The 19,341-nt window shown below is 56.9% G+C and carries 14 protein-coding genes; 10 read left to right on the top strand and 4 right to left on the bottom strand.

What is annotated here, in order from left to right; translation table 11 throughout:
• Positions 1–2 precede the first annotated feature (2 nt).
• Positions 3–1,469 (bottom strand): aldehyde dehydrogenase family protein, encoded by a 1,467-nt coding sequence (locus H2O77_RS11520; RefSeq protein WP_215823126.1) that lies wholly within the window; start codon positions 1,467–1,469, stop codon positions 3–5.
• A gap of 114 nt (positions 1,470–1,583) precedes the next feature.
• Between H2O77_RS11520 and H2O77_RS11525 the strand changes: the two genes are divergently transcribed.
• From H2O77_RS11525 to H2O77_RS11545, 5 genes are all read left to right on the top strand, one after another.
• Entirely contained in the window at positions 1,584–2,465 is an 882-nt protein-coding gene (locus H2O77_RS11525; protein ID WP_131432367.1) for a LysR family transcriptional regulator, read from the top strand.
• A 152-nt stretch (positions 2,466–2,617) separates the two neighbouring features.
• Positions 2,618–3,082: a methylenetetrahydrofolate reductase C-terminal domain-containing protein gene (locus H2O77_RS11530; RefSeq protein WP_077373944.1), complete on the top strand. Its 465-nt coding sequence runs from the start codon at positions 2,618–2,620 to the stop codon at positions 3,080–3,082.
• Positions 3,079–4,083 (top strand): methylenetetrahydrofolate reductase, encoded by a 1,005-nt coding sequence (locus tag H2O77_RS11535; protein WP_215823127.1) that lies wholly within the window; start codon positions 3,079–3,081, stop codon positions 4,081–4,083. The genes H2O77_RS11530 and H2O77_RS11535 overlap by 4 nt, the downstream gene beginning before the upstream one ends.
• Before the next feature lie 274 nt (positions 4,084–4,357).
• Positions 4,358–4,810: an antitoxin Xre/MbcA/ParS toxin-binding domain-containing protein gene (locus H2O77_RS11540; protein WP_215823128.1), complete on the top strand. Its 453-nt coding sequence runs from the start codon at positions 4,358–4,360 to the stop codon at positions 4,808–4,810.
• Positions 4,807–5,271 carry an RES family NAD+ phosphorylase gene (locus H2O77_RS11545; RefSeq protein WP_082388599.1) on the top strand — a complete coding sequence of 155 codons (465 nt, stop codon included), beginning with the start codon at positions 4,807–4,809 and terminating at the stop codon, positions 5,269–5,271. The genes H2O77_RS11540 and H2O77_RS11545 overlap by 4 nt, the downstream gene beginning before the upstream one ends.
• 775 nt (positions 5,272–6,046) lie before the next feature.
• Here H2O77_RS11545 and H2O77_RS11550 read toward each other — a convergent pair.
• Positions 6,047–6,427, bottom strand: coding sequence for a helix-turn-helix domain-containing protein (locus H2O77_RS11550; RefSeq protein ID WP_276315203.1), 381 nt, complete (start codon positions 6,425–6,427; stop codon positions 6,047–6,049).
• A gap of 298 nt (positions 6,428–6,725) precedes the next feature.
• Between H2O77_RS11550 and H2O77_RS11555 the strand changes: the two genes are divergently transcribed.
• The 4 genes from H2O77_RS11555 to H2O77_RS11570 all read left to right on the top strand — a co-directional run bounded on the left by H2O77_RS11555 (position 6,726) and on the right by H2O77_RS11570 (position 12,147).
• On the top strand, positions 6,726–6,911 hold the full coding sequence (locus H2O77_RS11555) for a DUF2188 domain-containing protein (RefSeq protein WP_215823129.1): 186 nt from the start codon (positions 6,726–6,728) through the stop codon (positions 6,909–6,911).
• Between the two features lie 1,205 nt (positions 6,912–8,116).
• Positions 8,117–8,842: a gluconate 2-dehydrogenase subunit 3 family protein gene (locus H2O77_RS11560; protein ID WP_215823130.1), complete on the top strand. Its 726-nt coding sequence runs from the start codon at positions 8,117–8,119 to the stop codon at positions 8,840–8,842.
• Positions 8,843–8,972: 130 nt separating this feature from the next.
• A complete protein-coding gene (locus H2O77_RS11565) occupies positions 8,973–10,361 on the top strand; it encodes a cytochrome c (protein ID WP_215823131.1) in 1,389 nt (462 codons plus the stop codon).
• A gap of 13 nt (positions 10,362–10,374) precedes the next feature.
• The gene (locus H2O77_RS11570; RefSeq protein WP_215823132.1) at positions 10,375–12,147 is read left to right on the top strand and encodes a GMC family oxidoreductase; all 1,773 of its coding nucleotides are present in this window, start codon (positions 10,375–10,377) and stop codon (positions 12,145–12,147) included.
• A gap of 276 nt (positions 12,148–12,423) precedes the next feature.
• Here the strand turns inward: H2O77_RS11570 and H2O77_RS11575 are convergent, their stop codons facing one another.
• On the bottom strand, positions 12,424–13,359 hold the full coding sequence (locus tag H2O77_RS11575) for a LysR substrate-binding domain-containing protein (RefSeq protein ID WP_215823133.1): 936 nt from the start codon (positions 13,357–13,359) through the stop codon (positions 12,424–12,426).
• Between the two features lie 788 nt (positions 13,360–14,147).
• On the opposite strand from H2O77_RS11575, the gene betT reads away from it, so the two are divergent.
• Positions 14,148–16,277, top strand: a complete 2,130-nt coding sequence (betT, locus tag H2O77_RS11580; protein WP_215824588.1) for a choline BCCT transporter BetT — start codon at positions 14,148–14,150, stop codon at positions 16,275–16,277.
• Positions 16,278–16,584: 307 nt separating this feature from the next.
• Here betT and H2O77_RS11585 read toward each other — a convergent pair whose 3' ends face one another.
• Entirely contained in the window at positions 16,585–19,077 is a 2,493-nt protein-coding gene (locus H2O77_RS11585; RefSeq protein ID WP_215823134.1) for an EAL domain-containing protein, read from the bottom strand.
• Positions 19,078–19,341 lie beyond the last annotated feature (264 nt).

The following is a 19,341-nucleotide window of genomic DNA, read 5'->3' on the forward strand; positions in this document are numbered from 1 at the left end:
CCTCACGCCTTGATGTAGCAGGTCTTCACGATGGTGTAGAACTCGCGCGCGTATCGCCCCTGCTCACGAGGCCCGAAGCTTGAAGCCTTACGTCCGCCGAAGGGCACGTGGTAATCGGTCCCCGCAGTCGGCAGATTGACCATCACGCAGCCGGTTTCGGCACGCGCCTTGAAGCTGCTGGCCAGTTTCAGGGAGTTGGTGATGATGCCCGCCGTGAGCCCGAAGTGCGTGTCATTGAGCACATTGATGGCTTCTTCTGCGTCGCTCACCTTGATGACACAGGCGATGGGACCGAAGATCTCCTCGCGATTGATGGCCATGTCGTTGCTGGTATTTACCAGCAGCGCTGGGCTCATGAAGTAGCCGTCGGTGGCGCACTCCACACGCTCGCCGCCGCAGACCAACGTTGCCCCCTCTTGCTGGGCGCGCTGCACCCAGGACAGGTTGGACTCGAGCTGTCTGGCATCGACTGCAGGCCCCATGTGCACGCCCTCTTCCAATGCGTGGCCGACGCGTACCTGAGACAGTCGCTGAGTCAGCTTTTCCACGAATTCGTCATGGACTGATTCCATCACGATCAGCCGCGAAGATGCTGTGCATTTCTGGCCAGTGCCCGAGTAGGCACCATTGAAGGCTGCCTCGACGGCCAGCTCCATGTCGGCATCATCGGCGATGATCAGGGCGTTCTTGGAGCCCATTTCCAGCTGGCACTTGACCAGATTGGCAGCAGTGGCCGCCGCCACTCGGCGCCCCACTTCCAGAGAGCCGGTAAAGGACAGGGCATGAATGTCAGGGCTGGAGATCAGTTCATCCCCGATGCTGCTGCCCGGGCCCATCACCAGATTGAAAGTGCCTGCCGGGAGTGACTGGCGATGAATGATTTCGGTCAGCGCCCATGCGCTCGCAGGGACCAGATTGGCCGGTTTGAAGACGACCGAGTTGCCGAAGGCCAGCGCAGGCGCAATCTTCCAGACCGCTGTCGCCATCGGGAAATTCCAGGGGCTGATCACACCGACGACACCGACAGGCTCCCGACGGACCTCGACCTCAACGCCAGGACGCACCGAGTCTGCGCGCTCATCAATCTGGCGCAGCACTTCAGCGCCGTAGTAATGGAAGAACTGCCCGGAGCGATGTACCTCACCCACTCCCTCCGCCAGGGTCTTGCCCTCTTCACGCGCCAGCAACTCACCCAGCTCCGTCTTGCGGGCGATCAGCTCATCGCCGATGGCCATCAACACGGAATAACGTTGCTCGAGGCCTGACTGTGCCCATTGTGCCTGGCCACGCTTGGCCGCCTGGATGGCATCGGCGACCTGATCGACACTGGCCTGCGCATAATGGCCGATGACATCACGGGTATCGGACGGATTGAGATTGGCGATGCTGCCCTGACCTGCGACCCACTGACCATCGATGTAGAGATCGTGAACAGCGGCGTGAGTGGCGGTAGTGGTGTGGTGTGACATGTGAACCTCCTTGAACGCGGTGACAACAGACTAGGAGGCCCAGAGGGATAAAGATAATCAATAATAAATACCCTATGATAAATTTCCCTTACCACTTTGAAGAGGATCGACGCGATGGTCGCAGAGCTGAAGATCACGCCGCTGCGCTATGTCCTGGCAGTGGTGGATCACGGTGGTTTTCACGCTGCCTCTCGTTATCTGCATCGCACGCAGCCTGCCCTGTCGATGGCCATCCGCGAGCTGGAAAACCGCCTGGGAGAGGCGCTGTTCGAGAAGGGTGCCAAGGCGACTCTGACACCCTATGGCAGCTACTGCGTGCCGCGCTTTCGGGAGCTGATCAATCAGCATGATCGTCTGAGCCGGGAGCTGCAGGCGCGCGCCGCCAAGGAGGCAGGCCAACTGGACATGGCAGTGGTGCCGTCAGTGGCCAGCCGACTGATGCCGAAACTGCTCTCCGAGTTCGTCAGTCGCTATCCGGGGATAAAGGTCGGTCTCCACGATGGCAACGCCGATTTTGTCCGCGAGCAGGTCATCAGCGGTCAGGTCGACATCGGCATCACCAGCCTGTGGGGGTTGGAGGAAGAATTGCTCTTTCATCCGTTGTTTCATGACGAAGTCGGCGTGGTCTGCCGTGACGATCACCCCCTGGCCGAGCGCCAGACTCTGACATGGCAAGCACTGGAGACAGAATCCCTGATCGGCAATGGCACCTCGCGGCTATTGCAGGGCACGGCGGCCGAGTCACTGCTCGAGATGCATGCCTTGTATATCTCCAACATGATTTCGTTGACAGCCACGTTGGTCGCCGGGATGGGGGTCACGACGCTGCCCCGCCTGGCATTTCCGCAGGAATATGAGCGCCTGCGGTTCATTGAGCTAGCTGAACCGCGGGTTAGTCGCGAAGTGGGCCTGATTCGCCGCAAGGGCGCCAGCTTGTCGCCGGCGGCGCAGGCCATGGAGAGCTTCATCATTGAAAGCCTCGGCGCCGAACAATGAGTCCTTCATGGCCCGTCGCCTGCGCCTTGGCCTGCGCCTTTCGATAGTGACGCTGCCGCCCACGGGATGTCGGCCCGGGTGGCGGCCATGCGAAGATAGCGCTCCGAAACGCCCAGGGCGTTACCCCCGCCAGGTTTTGACAGGAGGCATGCGTGTATTCGATTCGTCTGTGGGCCGCACGTCACGCGCGACTGCTGGAGCTCACCTATCAGGCCGTCGAGCCGGTGATCATCAAACTGCAGCCGCTGTGGAAGTCCGTCGGTTACGCACGCGCCGAGAAGCCTGTCGCCAGGCTGGAGCAAGCCTGCAAGGGCTTGCTGTTTGACTGTCAGATGTGTGGCCAGTGCATTTTGAGTTCGACCGGCATGTCCTGCTCAATGAACTGCCCCAAGCACCTGCGCAACGGCCCCTGCGGCGGTGTCATGCAGAATGGCAACTGTGAAGTCGAACCGGACACGCGCTGTGTCTGGGTGGAAGCCTGGGAAGGCAGCCAGCGGATGAAGGACAACGACGCGATCCAGATCGTGCAGTTGCCGGTGGACCATCGCCTGCAGGGCACCTCATCCTGGCTGCGCGTGGCTCGGCAAGCCGCTGAACGCCGAGAGAGCCTGAAATGACCTCCAGACTCACTATCCCGGACAACACCCAACCGCCACCTACCGAGCGCGATAGCAACGTCGGTCACCTGGAGAGAGTGCTTCGCAGCGGTCAGTTTGCCGTCACCGCCGAGCTGGCACCGCCTGACTCGGCCGATCCACAGGAAGTGCATGCGCGCGCGCAGTTGTTTGCCGGCCATGTGGATGCCATGAACGCCACCGATGGCTCGGGTGCCAACTGCCATATGTCGAGCGTGGCGATGTGTGCCCTGCTGGCCCGCGAAGGCCATGAGACGGTGATGCAGATCTCGTGTCGTGACAGAAACCGCATCGCCATCCAGGGCGATGTACTGGGGGCTGCGGCGCTGGGCATCCGCAACCTGCTGTGTCTGACCGGGGATGGCGTGCAGGTCGGGGATCACCCCGAGGCCAAGCCGGTGTTCGATCTCGACTCCCTGTCGCTGCTGGAAATCGTCGCCGGGCTGCGTGACAAGCACGCCTACGCCAGCGGCCGGACACTGACCTCAGCGCCCCAGGTATTTCTGGGCGCAGCCGCCAACCCCTTCGCCCCGCCCTTCGCGTTTCGCCCTCATCGCCTGGCCAAGAAGATTGCCGCCGGCGCCCGGTTCATCCAGACACAGTACTGTTTCGACCTGCCGCGCTTTCAGGACTTCATGCATCGTGCCCGTGATCTGGGCCTGCTGGAGAAATGCTTCATCCTGCCCGGCGTCGGCCCGCTGGCCTCGGCACGCACCGCCGAGTGGATGCGCCGCCATGTTCCTGGCGTGCATATCCCGGATGACGTACTCAAGCGCTTGAAAGGGGCCAGGGATCAGAAGGCGGAAGGCCGAGACCTCTGCATCGAGATGATCCAGCAGTTACGTGAGATAGAAGGTGTGAGCGGCGTACATATCATGGCGCATCGTCAGGAAGCCTTCGTGCCCGAAATCATCCAGCGCGCGGGCATTCCAGGGGCGCGCATGCCATGGACACCCGAACCTCGCCCAACTCCTTTTTCGTAAACCCGCTAGGCTCTGACTCATAGCGTCACACTTCAGGAAGCAACGACAGAGTGATGACCAACAACGAGAGTGATATCCGCTCGGGCACTCTTGCCGATATCACGCGGGCGTTGGCGAGGCTAGTGGCGGCGTTTGTGTTCTTCTGTCTGATGCCGGTTCAGGTTTTGGCCTACGGCCAGTACTACCTCAGGAAGCCGACAAACGATACGAGATGCTGTCAAATGAATCATCTGATACCCTGAAGAGGTATCAGATGAAGTCACGGGAGAGAGCTATGCAAGCCGCTATCAAAGAGTATCGCCCAAAACCAGCCGCTCGGAAGGACGACTTCTGGAGGGCTCTGGGTCTTCCCTCGCGTGGAGCCAAGCTGCATGAAGCGCTGAATGCTGGCATCTCGTACAAAGTCTATACCAAGCTCACTGAGGCCTCCGGGCTTGAGAGCAAGGAGTTGGCACGGTATGTGGTCATTCCTCCGGCAACCCTGAAGCGTCGTGCCGATACTGGCTACTTCAAACCTGCCGAGGGCGATCGACTTTACCGTTTCGCTGAGGTGTACAAGAGCGCGGTGGACCTGTTCGAAGGCGACAAGGCGAAGGCGAAAGAATGGTTGCTCAGCCCCGTGCGTGGGCTGGGGGGGCGTCTACCGGTCGAGATGGTGGCTACCACTGCTGGCGCCGAAGCCGTTCTAGATCTGATCGGCCGGCTTGAGCATGGCGTCTTTGCATGACTGTGGTGCGCGGTTATCGGCTCGTTAAGCGGAAGTGGCTAAAGACAGCCTTTGATGGGGAAGGGGCTCGGCTGTACGGCGGGCGCTGGAACAGCAAAGGCAAGGCCTGTGTGTACCTCGCGAGCACAGAGTCATTGGCCATGCTCGAGGTGATGGTTCACCTGGAAGACAATCAGCTGCTGAAGGAGTATGCGCTCCTGGAGGTGACATTCCGGGAGGAGGTGCTAATGCAGCTCCCGGAGGACGTTCTGCCAGCAGATTGGCGAGCTGAGCCGGCGCCACCCTCCACAGCCGAGATCGGTGACGACTGGCTTGAGGGACAGTCGAGCCTAGTTCTGGCGGTTCCGAGTGTGGTCGCGCCCCGAGAAACGAACTACCTCGTTAATCCAGAGCACCCCGCTTTTCTGGCGCTGGCCCAGGGTGCCGAAGAGGTCGATTTCACTCCAGATCGTCGCCTGTAGTGCCCGCTCCTCCGTGTCAGCGCTTCCCTTGGACAGGGAAAGCCGTGTGTTGCCCTTTCTTTCTGTCAGGAGCGCTATTGCCTCGCTCCTTCGCCCCTCTGACACTGTCTGCCTGCACAGCACTCGAGAGGGAGACGTTGCCCTTCCAACATGATGACGCTACCCCTTGCAGAGTCGAAATGCCGGGGCAGTCGCCTAGCGATTCTCGCTATACCCTGCCGTTGATGGCTGGGGAGGTTCGGGACGGGTTTCCATCCACGCGGATGCGGCACTTGATCACGTCTTGGGCCCCACCGAACACCTGATCCCTCACCCCAGCGCCAGCAACGTCTGTCGAGCCAAGGGCGACAGCATGTTGGGCCAATGGCATGGCCAGCGGCGTTGCTGTCGGGGGACCCCGAGCACCCGTCTATCGCGCTGCGTGGCGTAGAGTTTAAGGCTTGGGGCATAGTAACCTACACCCCCATCATCGCCGTCGCCGAGGCCGAATGATCGGGTTTCAAAAATGCTTGTAGGCTTAACGAGAGGGCCATGCTGCTTTGGAGCAATCATCAATACCGACACGGGCCACGTCATCTCTCATGAGATATCCGCAACCGACGCTGTAAATTCACCTTGATCCAGTCCATAAGTGCCTGTCTGGTCAAAGAATGCTCATCGGATTTACCTCGATCAAGACATATCTGTAGGATATCCAGGCCTCCTGAGCATTCCCCAGAAACACCTACGCCGGTAGTCGGTAGTCAGTAGCCGACCCGCTTTAGAGGACGGCCATTCAGCTTCTCAACCATCTTGGGTAACTCTGCATTACTAACATGGTGTAAATCCATTGATGACTGACACTAACGCTGGCCAAGGACGCCATGAAGCCACTGATTTGCTGTGGGCTCCACTCCTCACGTAGCTCACCGGCAACGGCGGCCATCATGCTTGGAAGGCGCTTTATCCACTTGGTAGCAGTGCGGTGACGATGATCACTGAGTGTCTGAGTCTGCTCGGGATCATAGTCATCAGCGGTGGCGTTGCGGCGAATCTCACGGCTGATCGTGCTGCTGTGGAGATTCAGCTCCCTGCCGATCTGGCGCTGGCTCATGCCCAAATCATAGTGGGCGTGGATCAGGTATCGTTGGGGCTGGGTCAGCTGTCGGTATTCCATACTCTGCTTCACTTTGGTCGGTGAGCCGAGAAGGGTACCGGCGCTGGCCCTCCTGCCTCTACCGTGCGGTCCAAAGTGCTGCGGTTATTCTATGAATCCAAGTCTATGAATCCAGGATTTTCACTAGGCAAAAATCAAGCCTCTCAAATTATTTCCGATTATGCGCCACACACGACAAGATAACTTACACTAATAGAATCATTGCCAGCATCCAATATTCACAGAAGGGGAATGTAAAACTTTAGTATTAATTCATAATACGTTAATGTAGGATCGCCATTTTACATGAGAGTTAACTATGTTTCGTACTGTCTTCGTAATAGCCAAATCAGGGGCATGGCTCGTCAAGAGCGATGAACGCAATCATCACACTCAGTTATTCACCACACAGAAGGCGGCAGTCTCCTACGGACGTGAAATTGCCAAGGCAATGAAGGCCGATCTTGTCATTCGCACGAATATCAATATGCTGGGTAAGCCATGATAACGGGTAGCGTTTCATTTCAGCTGTCCAACCGACTCATTTCACGAAATTCAGCAACACGCATATTTTTGACAGTCGTTAAAGACTCTCACTTTGGGACTCGGGCATAGCCACTCGGTTGAGGCGTTCCTAGCAGCTTTCCGCTGGCAAATACTCTGAAGCATTCAAGAGCGCCAAGTTTTCCACAGGATTGGCAGCCGGTCTAAGAGCTTCACTGGTTGGTGAGGAGCATCCCTTCTCTGAACGCCACCCCATGACTTCAAGCATGACCTAGCGCTTCCCCCACCAGACCTACCGGCCCGTAAGACGTATCACAATCAACCACTCTGCGAGCAGACAGATACAACACCAGAGGCCCAATCGCTTCATTGATGACTACGCCAAAAAAAATAATATCATCAGGGCTGACTGAGCCGCGCCTTTGCACAGCCTGGGACCTAACAACCTAGAACACCAAGTCGCCCCACCATGGCTTATTTTCAAGCCTTTGGCTTAGATGCTTCCAGTTCACTCCCAAGCCTCCATGCAGCGTCTTGCTTTGTCGCAGCCAATATCAAGAAAGCTATAATATTTCAACGTCAGAACTTATCGTTATCGACGATATTACTACCAGCGCTGTACTCCTTGAGCTTGCCGACTCTGAAGATAACGTTTTCCTTCAGCATGACTTCTCGCGGCCTCCACTAATAGGGTGATCCTGCGTAGAAATCAGCTTCACCAGCTTCCAAAGACACTGACTAGTCGCATCAGATGACCTTGACCTAACCCTAGGCGAGAAACGTTCTACGTTAAGCGACAGAAGAATGCACGACACTTCCTGGGTCAGGTAACCTTTCGTTGAGGGGGCAACCTTACCCATCACGTTGGAGTCTAGAAGTATTGCATCACTCCACACGCCATTACCTACCGACAAGCCTCTCACGCCTAGCAGACTGGTAAACGCAACGCTGCGTCACACCAACTCTTTACTCTCTCCTCTCAAATGCAACCAATCATGCTGTTATTCTAATATTGCAGCACAGCATTCTGACACCCCCTCGGCATCCTCTAGGCATCATCATCCCATGACAGGAGTGACGTCGAAGAGAGGCGGCATGAGTCGTCATATGGTGTGCCCCGCTCCCGAAGGAGTCAGCCAGATATCGCGTTGAGCACTCGCTGAGAAGTTAAGCGAGTCACCGATGCACCGCGCGTAAGGAGGCAATATGTCGCTTGATCCCGAAGGCCAGAAACGCCGTGAGTTCATGCGGGACTCACTGACCGTCATTCCTGCCGTCACCTTGGCCCCAAGCCTGCTATTCAGCCAGACGTCGGATGCGGCGACCCCATCTCTTCATCAGTACGCCCCCGCGTTTTTCAACGCGGAAGAATGGGAATTCATTCTCGCCGCCACCGATCGCCTGATACCTGAAGATGAACATGGTGCCGGGGCCTTGACGGCCAACGTCCCAGTCTTCATCGACAAGGAGCTGAGTGGAGACTACGGGCAAGCGAGCGACTGGTACATGCAAGGCCCCTTTCACCCGAACGCCGATCCCGTCTTTGGGTATCAGCTCCCCCACACACCTGCAGCACTCTATCGCTTGGGAATTCAGGGCGCTCGTTACCATGCCAAGCAAAAAACGGGACAGGAATTCACTGACCTTTCATCAGAGCAGCAGGAGGCGCTGTTAGCCGACCTGGAAAATGGACGAGCTGATTTTAAAGCCGCCGGGATACCCGACCTCCCCTCCGCCACCTTCTTTGCCTTTCTCTTGCAGAACACACGCGAAGGGTATCTCTCGGATCCCATGTATGGGGGAAACCGGGACATGGTGGGCTGGAAGATGCTTGGTTTCACAGGTGCTCGCGCCAGCTTCCGTGAGTGGGTCACACAGCATGATGTGCCCTATCCGCTCGGCCCAGTCAGCCTTGCCGGCAAGCGCGGCTGACCAGCACCGCTCAAAAGTCAGCCACTCCCCTCCGGACGACGGGTAACAGGAGCAACGGATGCCCCATTACAGAAATTGGCCAGTACGCCTCGCGCTCTTGGCGGCTGCCGTGAGTGCCGCAGGTGCGGCAATGGCCGTTCTCGGTGACAGCCCCACAAATAATCCGTCGCCTACCAGCACGGATATTACAGCCGATACCCAACGGATCCAGCGCGGCGCCTACCTGGCCCGAGCAGCAGATTGCATGGCGTGCCACACCCGTGAGGGTACGAGTAAAGAGTACGCAGGGGGGCGCCCCATCGAGAGCCCCTTCGGCATTATCTACGCGACCAATATCACACCAGCCCCCAAGGCAGGGATCGGAGGATATCGTGAGCAGGATTTCGCCGCCGCCCTGCGACAAGGGGTTCGTGCGGATGGCAGTTATCTGTACCCGGCAATGCCGTACCCGTCTTATGCCAGTCTGAGTGACGACGATATCAAGGCACTGTATGCCTATTTCATGAAAGGGGTGGACCCTGTCACCGAGCCCGCACCGGAGACCTCTCTCAGCTTCCCATTCAATCAGCGCTGGGCGATTCGGTTCTGGAACTGGCTGTTCGTCGATGATGTATCGAATACCTCTTCCGCCAATCATTCCAGTGATCTCTCTGGTGATCGACAGCAACAGCTGGAGCGTGGACGCTACCTGGTACAAGGCGCGGGGCATTGCGGCAGTTGTCATACCCCTCGCGGCCTGTTCATGCAGGAAAAAGCGCTCAACGACCAAGACGGCGACAACTACCTGGCTGGAACTGAGCTGAACGAGTGGCAGGTTCCTTCACTGCGTGGCGGCGACTCGACGGGATTACGCGATTGGTCGGAAGACGATGTCATCGATTATCTGGCCACTGGACGCAATCGCCACGCCGCGACTGGCGGCGAAATGACCTCTGTCATTCAGCACAGTACGTCCCACCTCACTGATGCGGACTTGTCTTCCATCGCTGCCTACCTGACGACGCTGGGTGCCACGGACAAGCAACGCGTCTCGCCCGCCCCCGTCTCGACGCCACCTTCCAACACAGCACCGGATGCCACGACACGGCAACTGACGAGCGCGACTTCCCTCGACGAGGGGGCACGTCTGTATCTGGATAACTGCAATGCTTGTCATTTCGCCAATGGTAGAGGCGCAGATAGCGTCTTCCCCCCGCTTTCCGGCAACACCCAGGTCAACGCTGACAACCCGACAGCCCTGATCAGCACCATCCTGTATGGCGCACAGTTGCCGTCAACGCCAAAACGCCCGGAACGCTTGCAAATGCCAGGCTTTGACTGGCGCTTGAGCAACGAGGAAGCCGCCAGCCTGGCAAGTTTCGTCCGACAGAGCTGGAGCAATGATGCCTCCAGGGTGACTCCTGAGCAGGTGGCTGAGGTGAGAAAGGCGCACGGGCCTGGTAAGCCGGCGCAACAAGGGCATCCAGACTTCCTGGATCATGCTCGCGAAGACGCTGCCTCCACTTCCCCGTCGAACTGAAAGGAATCACGACATGACCATCACACAACCAGACGTCGATGTCGTCATCATCGGTCTTGGCTGGACCGGCTCGATCATGGGCCTGGAAATGACGAGCGCTGGATTGAACGTGCTGGCGCTTGAGCGCGGAGCAGATCGGAGCAAAGAGGACTTCCTGTATCCCAAACCTGCGGATGAGCTCAAGTACGGCGTACGCCTCAAGATGATGCAACGCCCACGTCAGAGCACCGTCACGATACGACGCAATCGCCAGGAGCAGGCCATCCCCCAACGCCATTGGACAACCTTCCATCCCGGTGATGGGGTGGGCGGTGCAGGTTCGCACTGGACAGGCGTGCTGTATCGCGCCACACCAAACGAACTGGCACTGAAGAGCTTTGCCGATCGCACCTTTTCTCCAGGCTTTTTGCCTGAGGACATGACCATCCAGGACTATGGCGTCAGCTATGAAGAGTTGGAACCTCACTATGACTTCTTCGAAAAGGTCGCAGGCTTATCCGGCCAGGCTGGCAATATCCAGGGAGAAATGATCGAAGGAGGAAATCCCTTCGAAGGTCCGCGCAAGAATCCATTCCCACTCCCTCCCTTGCCGAGAACCCTGACGGACACCTTGTTCACCAAGGCGACCCAGGCACTGGGCTGGCATCCATATCCCTACCCCTCTGCCAATGTATCGGGCGCTTGGACCAACCCCTATGGCATGCAATTGGGTCCCTGCAACTTCTGCGGCTTTTGCAGCAACTACGGATGCCTCAACTATTCCAAGGCATCCCCACAGACCTGCACGCTTGATGCACTCAAGCAACGCGAGAACTTCGCGTATCGGACGGGCTGTGAAGTCACACGGATCGTGAAGCACGAGGAAGATGAGACGGTCAAAGGGGTCATCTATCGCGATGCTGATGGCAATGAGGTCTTTCAGCCTGCGGGCATGGTCATTCTTGCCTCATTTCCCTTATCCAATGTCCGCTTGTTGCTGTTGTCCGAGATTGGAGAACCCTATGACCCGGAAAGCAACACCGGGGTGGTGGGACGCAACTTCTCCTACCAGATCACGGGCTCCATGGATCTTTACTTCAAGGATCATCAATTCAACCCCTTCATCTCGGCTGGTGGCAGTGGACAGGTAATTGATGACTTCAGCCCCGATACCTTCGATACCGAGCAACACGGTTTCATCGGGGGCTCATACATCTACACCACCCAAGGCCCGGGAGGCGCTATCGGTGCACTGCGCACGCCTCCGGGAACACCACAGTGGGGCAGTGAATGGAAAAAGCAGGTTCGCCAGCATTATGGCCATCACATGATGATAGGCACGACCGGGACGAACATGTCCTATCGGGATGTCTACCTCGACCTGGACCCCACCTACAAGGATCCGCATGGGGATCCCTTGCTGCGCATGACTTATGACTGGAAGGAAAACGATCTACGCATGACGGAGTTCATGGCGGAGCGAATGCGTGAGATCGTCGCCCAGTTACAGCCGGACTACCACACCGAGAGTGTCAAACAGCGAGGCGATCACTTTGATCCTTCGAGCTATCAATCAACCCACATAACCGGTGGCGCCATCATGGGAACAGACCCCAAAACATCGGTCCTCAATCGATATTTACAGCACTGGGATGCGCATAACCTCTTCGTCATGGGCGCAAGTGCCTTCCCGCAGAATATGCAGCACAACCCTACGGGGACGGTCGCAGCTCTTACCTATTGGTCGGCACAGCATATTCGAGAACGCTATCTGGATAACCCGGGACCCTTGATGTCACCCAGTTGACTCCCCCTCGCCACGGCAAGGCATGCACTGAATTCAATGAGGCCTTCCAACCACGCAGTGGCATGTCGTACGAAACCACGTCGCCTGGTGCTTTCAGATCAGAATGCCCAGGCGTCGGGGAAGCCCCTCCCCTTTCATGACATCTCCGATCCACAGGCTATCTGGGTGGTGATACCCACTTGGCGAGCGCCAAAAACGCTCCGACGATAATGCTGCAACGAGGCGACGCCCCTTGCCAAACACTTCCCTCAGCGGCCCTCATGCAGCCGCCTCATTTCAGCATGACGTATCTGACGCTATCTCCGTGACAGCCTCGGGATCATCGAAATGGGCGGTGATCCAGTCAACCAAGGCCTGCTTGGCCTGGGAATGCTCGGAGGGATCAACCTCGATCAAGGTGTAACCATGATGTGTGTCATGACAAAACTCACGAAGCGCCACCAGACTCCCAGACGTTAGCGCTTCATCACACAAACCTTCCCATCCCAACGCTACGCCTTGTCCCGCAGCGGCAGCTTGCAACAGGAGGGGATAGTTGTTCATGACCAACTCTCGCTGCCCGACGCCATGCTTGACCCCCTGAGCCATGAAATACGCCGACCAATCCATCCAGGCCTGTCCCTGAGCAGCCGACAAGGTCAGCAGCGGGAGTTGGCAAAGCTGTTCAGGATGCTCAATGGGCCCGTGGCGTGCCAGAAAATCAGGGCTACAGATCGGAAAGACTCGCTCACGCAACAGCCGAGGTCGTGTGTCCTCTTCCGCACAGAACAACAATGCCACGTCGATATCCTGCATCGAGTGATCGAGCACGCCCTGGTTGGTCATGCAGTGAACCGCAATGCCCGGATTGAGCCGTCGGAACTCGGGCAGGTTAGGCATCAACCATGCACTGGCAAAGGCGAAATCGGTCAAGATATTGAGAGACGGGGGAGTCGTCAGCTGCTGAATGTCGTTGATACTTCTCTCGATGACAGCAAACCCTTCCTGCACGCTCTGGAACAGCTGCTCACCTGCTTCCGTCAAGCGGACTCCACGATGCACTCGTTTGAAGAGCGTCACCCCCAACGCATCTTCGAGCGCTCGGATCTGCTGACTGACGGCAGATTGGGTCGAGCGTAATTCCTGGGCAGCGTGCGTGAAAGCACGATGACGTGCCGCCACCTCGAACACGCGCAACAGATTGGGTGACACATGACGACCGATGTTTGCCATAAGCTCAGGTAATACCCTCTGATTAACAATGGGCCAGTTTACAGATTAATGCCGCTCATGGAGACTCGCGAATTGCATAATATCTTATGATGCTCCAGCCCTCTCAGATACCGCCGTTACGGCATGCTCCATAACCAAAAATGATGCAAAGAGCTTATGACTCGACTAGCCGCCCTTTCATGTCCTGCGCCACACCAGACGATTGCCTGCTATCGAGCTATCTCCCCCTTTACTGGGTAGCGACTTCCCCTCTTGTGCGCCTGCAGTATCGAGGCCCTGCGCAGGGTGTCAGCCGCCGCTTATCCTCCCCGCTTGAGGACAGGGCCACAGCGTCAAGAGCAGCGAATCATTCAGGGGGCACGAGGCCTGGGGCTCATGATGCTGTCACCAACCCGGCGCGCTCTCGCGCATTCACTTCGCTGATCCGACTCATTCAACCACCGGCTACTCGATTATCAGGATGTGAATCACCGTTACGTCGAGCTCACGGCTAGACCACGCGCGAAAATCGCCACTCGCAGGCAAGGCGCTATGACGAAAAACAATATGGCTGCAGGACCGTCAGGCACCACAAGTGATGAGCAGCATCCATAAGACAAGAGGCACCACAGGCTTCAAGGCATGCCACCTCGATGTCTACAGCCTGCAAGTGCACTGATACCCATGAGATCAATATGGCGAGCGGCGACCCTGTTCCCCCTTGAAGCCCTGTCCGGCTGACACGGTTTTCCAGGACATCGTCGTATCAACTCCCCTCTCCCCGTTATCGCAGGAGCTTGAGATTGAGCATGACACCAAAGGATGTAGCGCATCTTGCCACGCATGATGTGCCTCAAACGGATTCCAGCAATCACCTCAACCACGCGGTCTTTCGCTATTCACTGATCGCCATCGTACTGCTCGTGGCGTACGCCATGGGCTTCACAGAACAGGCCACCGCCTTCTTCGGGTATTGCCTCGACTGGATTGGCAATACCTTCGGCTGGTATTACATGCTGGCCGTCACACTCTATGTCATCTTCGTGGTCGGTATCGGCATGTCACGCTTCGGGCGCATACGACTCGGACCTGACCACTCGCGTCCCGAGTTCTCGACGCTATCCTGGGCGGCCATGCTGTTCGCCGCGGGCATCGGCGGCGCGATCCTCTTTTTCGTGGTATCCGAGCCACTGTCGCACTTTCTGACACCTCCGGGTGGCTCAGGGACGACGGAAGAGATGCAACGCCGGGCCATCGTGCAGACCTTCATGCACTGGGGGATTTCCGGCTGGGGAGTCTTTGTGGTGATGGGGATGGCGCTGGCCTATTTCAGCTATCGTCACCGATTGCCGCTTGCGATTCGCTCGACCCTTTTCCCGCTGCTTGGCAAGCGTATCTACGGCCCCATTGGCAATGCGGTGGACATCACGGGGGTACTCGCCACCGTCTTCGGGATCGCCACGGCACTCGGGATAGGCGTGATGCAGATGAATTACGGCCTGAACTATCTGTTCGGCGTCGATGAGGGGCTGGTCTCTCAGATTCTGATCATCATCATGGTCATCGTACTGGGCACGATGTCTGTGGTATCGGGTGTCGAAAAGGGCATCCGTCGCCTGTCAGAACTGAACCTGCTGCTGGTCGGTGGGCTGGTGCTGTTCGTGCTACTTCAGGGGCCCACGCTACATCTTCTCAATGCACTGGTGACCAATGTTGGTGACTATACCACCGCCTATCTGGGCTTGAGTTTCGAAACCTACGCCTATGCCCCCGACAAACAGTCCTGGTTCAATAGCTGGACCGTCTTCTTCTGGGGCTTCTGGATTTCCTGGGCCCCGTTCGTAGGCCTCTTCCTGGCACGTATCTCCCGCGGTCGAACCATTCGCCAGTTTGTGGCCGGCGCGCTCTTCATCCCGTTGTCTTTCGTGATGATCATGATGAGCGTCTTCGGTAACTCGGCCATTGAACTGGTGCAATCCGGTGCCGTGGAACTGGGCGAGCAAGCGCTCAATACACCGCAAACCAGCATCTACACCTTCCTCGAACAATTGCCCGGTGTCGGCTTTACTGCGAGCCTGCTGACACTGCTGAGCATCGTGTTCTTCGTGACATCAGCAGATTCCGGGGCACTGGTACTCGCCAACTTCACCTATGTGCTACGTGACGTGAACCACGATGCCCCCATTCGACTACGCATCCTGTGGTCCGTCCTCATTGGGGTCATCACCATCGCGCTTTTGATGGCCGGTGGCCTCAAGACCCTGCAAAGTGTTGCCGTGATCACGGCTCTCCCCTTCTCTATCGTCATCTTCATGGTGATGATCAGCATGTACCGCGCGCTGAGCATTGAAAGCGAGAAATCCGAAGCCCGTCAGATGGTTTCCGTTGTCAGCGGTGAAGACAGCGATTGGCGTGAACGACTGACGCGTACCCTCGATGGCTCTACACGTCATGGTGCTGCCAGCATACTCAAGCACTCTGTGCGTCCGGCATTGCAGCAGCTGGCCAGCGAGTTGCAAGCACACGGACATCAGGCGTCGGTCACGAACCGCGACAGTGAAGAGGTGGAGGGTGGGTGTCCGACCCTGCAGGTTGATTTCCCTGGCGCACCCAGTTTCCTGTATCAGGTGCGTCCATGCCGCATGCGTACCCCGAGCTTCCTACCGGCAGATGATGACTACTATCTACGACTGGATGTGCATCTCGCCGAAGGGGGCATCGGTCAGGATCTCAATGGCTTCACACGCACGCAGGTCATTCATGACGTCTTGAATGAATACCAGCGGCATCTGCAATTCCTCAGTCAGGTCGATAAAAACCTCGATCTGGCCAATATCCCGGGGGGACACATGATGACGGAGCCGATGGATGAAGCGCCTTCTCAGTCGCCCCAGGATTCGCAACCCACCACGACAACACCCTTGGCGGGCCCTGGCTGAGAGTCGTGAGCTCTTCAATCGCATGACGCAGGGGAGCGCCACCGTCCTGTCACGACACAGGCACCCGAAAGCGGGTGCCTGTGTCGTTTCCTTCACGGGAAATGGATGCCTGAGTGCATGCTATTGCGTCCCGCCAAGCTGGACTCCCCCCCTTGAGTGCCCACGTGGTCGCGGGTGCAATTCACCGATGGCGCCTCAGCAGGTCGATGGCACGCGCCAATGGGAAGCCACATCCCTGACAGAATGTCTGTGTGCCGACCTGACAGGCTCCCAGTGCAAAAGCCTCCCCTCCTTGTATGACGTCTCTCTATTGCACTCCCCCCCAGCGTTGGCGGGACATATCATCACTCAGCAGCTCCCGGAAGGAACTCGGAGAGACTGGCGGACCAAGGTAAAACCCTTGAAGTTGATCACAGGACAAACTGGTGACTTTCTCAAACTGCTCAGTCGTCTCGACCCCCTCGACGGTCACATTGAGTGATAGCGCGTGACCCATTCGGATAATGGCATCCACGACCGCCTCATGACGCTCAGAATGATCGAGGTACATCAGAAAACTACGATCAATCTTGATGCCATCGAATGGATAGCTTTGCAGATACCCCATGGAAGAGTAATCCGTTCCAAAGTTATCCATCGACAACCGAACCCCAAGGGTTTTCAGGTTGCTCATCGTCGTCAGTACTGCCTCAGAGTCCTCCCGCATGATGCTTTCGGTAAACTCAAGCTCCAACCGGTCAGGAGATAAGCCGGTCTCCTCGAGCACTCGCTGGATACGCTGCACCAGGTCATGGCGCTGGAACTCCACGGGCGACAGATTGACTGACACCCACAGCGTGTCCTTCCAGCTCATGACATTCCGGCACGCCTCGCGCAAGACCCAGTCACTGATTTCGAAGATCATGCCGTTTTCTTCCGCCAAAGGAATGAAGCAGGCAGGCCCCAATACCCCCCGGATAGGATGGTGCCAGCGCACCAGTGCTTCAGCACCGATAACCTCCTGGGTTACCGCATCGACACGAGGCTGAAACTCAAGCTGAAGTTCCTTGCGCGCGACAGCTTGGCATAGATCCATTTCCAACTGGCGCCGCTCCATGATGCGCTCAGTCATTGAGGGGTCATAGACACATGCCAGATTTCTGCCTTGCGACTTTGCCTCATAGAGCGCGATATCCGCACTTCGCAAAAGCGCATCGTGCGTCAATGCATGATACGGCGCCGCAACGATGCCAATACTCGTTCCAACATGGATGACGTTCTTCTCGACCTTGATCGGTTGGTTGATCTTGTCAATCAGGCACTGACTCAGCTGCTCTGCATCATGGGATGTCTTGCACTGTGTCGCCACAACGATGAATTCATCTCCCCCGAGCCTTGCGACCATGTCCCGATCATCGGTGCAATCGCGTATCGTTTTCGCGATTTCACAGAGCACATGATCTCCGATAGCGTGGCCGTAGGTATCATTGACCGGCTTGAAGCGATCAAGATCGAGGGCCAGCACGAATAACGGGTGATGACCGCTCACTCCAGTACTCAATTTTTCTTCAAGGAACCGGTCAAGGCGGTGACGATTGGCGAGACCGGTCAACGGATCGTGTTGACTGATATGTTCAATCTTGGCCTTGGCTTCCATTTCACGCGTAATGTCACACACGGTTCCCTGATAGCCCTTTAGCTCTCCCCCGACACGAAATTCACAGGCAAAAATCTGACAATATCTCACGCGTCCCTCGCCATCCCGCAGCTCACACTCGATAGGCTGACGCCCGGCCGCCGCTCCACGTGTGGCAATGGCCACCAAGGTCGACGCGTTGTAATGCAAAAGCTCTGACAACGGCCTTCCGATCCACTCCGAAGTCGATAACCCTGTCAGCGGCTCGAAGCGCTCAGACAGATAGACCAAGACCTGGTCTGTATCGGATTGCCAGATCCAGTCGGACGAAATTTCTGACAGATTCTTGAAACGCTGCTCGCTGACTTTCAAGGCGCCCTGCACTTCATCCACAACCTTGCTGGCATGATTGATACGCTTGCGAAGCCATATCAACAGGAACAGTACCAGCCCCCCTACCAGTACCCAGATAGGCAGTACCTTGATGAGGATATTTTGGCCATAAGCGGTTTTCTGCCATTGCACCACAATATCCCCAACCTCCTCGCTGGCGAGAATCAGGTAGGGTTCCTCGAGGTCTTCCCCTGTTCCAATGCCAGCACGCAAGCCTTTCAAGTCATAACTTTCGGCCAGTGCGGCCAGTTTTGTCGCATCCAGGATGTCAACATACAAAAGATAGGAAAGCGTCTCGAACTGTACATAAGAACTATCCGGCCGAATGACGGCAGCCGATACGACAGCGGGTACGCCATTGACTGCCGTATATTCAGACGCGACCTCATCCTCCAGTGATCCCTCTCTGGCTTTTTCCAGTAGGCGTGGCAGATCACTCTGGATCCACTCCTCTACCTTGATATCCTTCAATTCACCGTTGATGAGAGCGTAACGGGTAGCGCCTGCAGGCCCCACAATAAATACGCCATTCAATCCATAGGTGGGATATAGAGAAGCCCCAATATTATCTCGTTCATACGCCCACTCATGATCGACTTCACCATAGGTATAGTCATAGGAATCAATCCAGAAGGCATAGTCGTCCAGGGCGATGGCAATCTGTTCCAATCGGCTATTCAATGCCAATGAAACATCAGACTTGTTATGCGCCAGCTGGTCTTCGTCGACCGCCAGACTGAGGTAAATCAGGCCGCCACCCGACAAAAGAAACAGGGCGACGATAACGTACATGAGGAGTCGTGACGCAAGGCGGGTGGCGTCAGTGTAGTGAGAACCCTTCTCAACTGGGGGAGGTTCAGAATATGGCGTCATGGTCATCCGGCGAGTTAAAAGCTGTTGAAAGTCGCATATCATGCTCGATCACGGCAGACACTGACACGAAGACTGATACAGTGGTTAACGGCCGTTGTGGGGCATCCTTTAACGCGTCATGGTGACAGCCGCCTCTCCCTATCCCTATTTCAGACAGTGTCCGAGAGCAATCAGAGAACAGGC

It is taken from the genome of Cobetia sp. 4B (assembly GCF_018831605.1).
In the GTDB taxonomy this organism is placed as follows: domain Bacteria; phylum Pseudomonadota; class Gammaproteobacteria; order Pseudomonadales; family Halomonadaceae; genus Cobetia; species Cobetia amphilecti.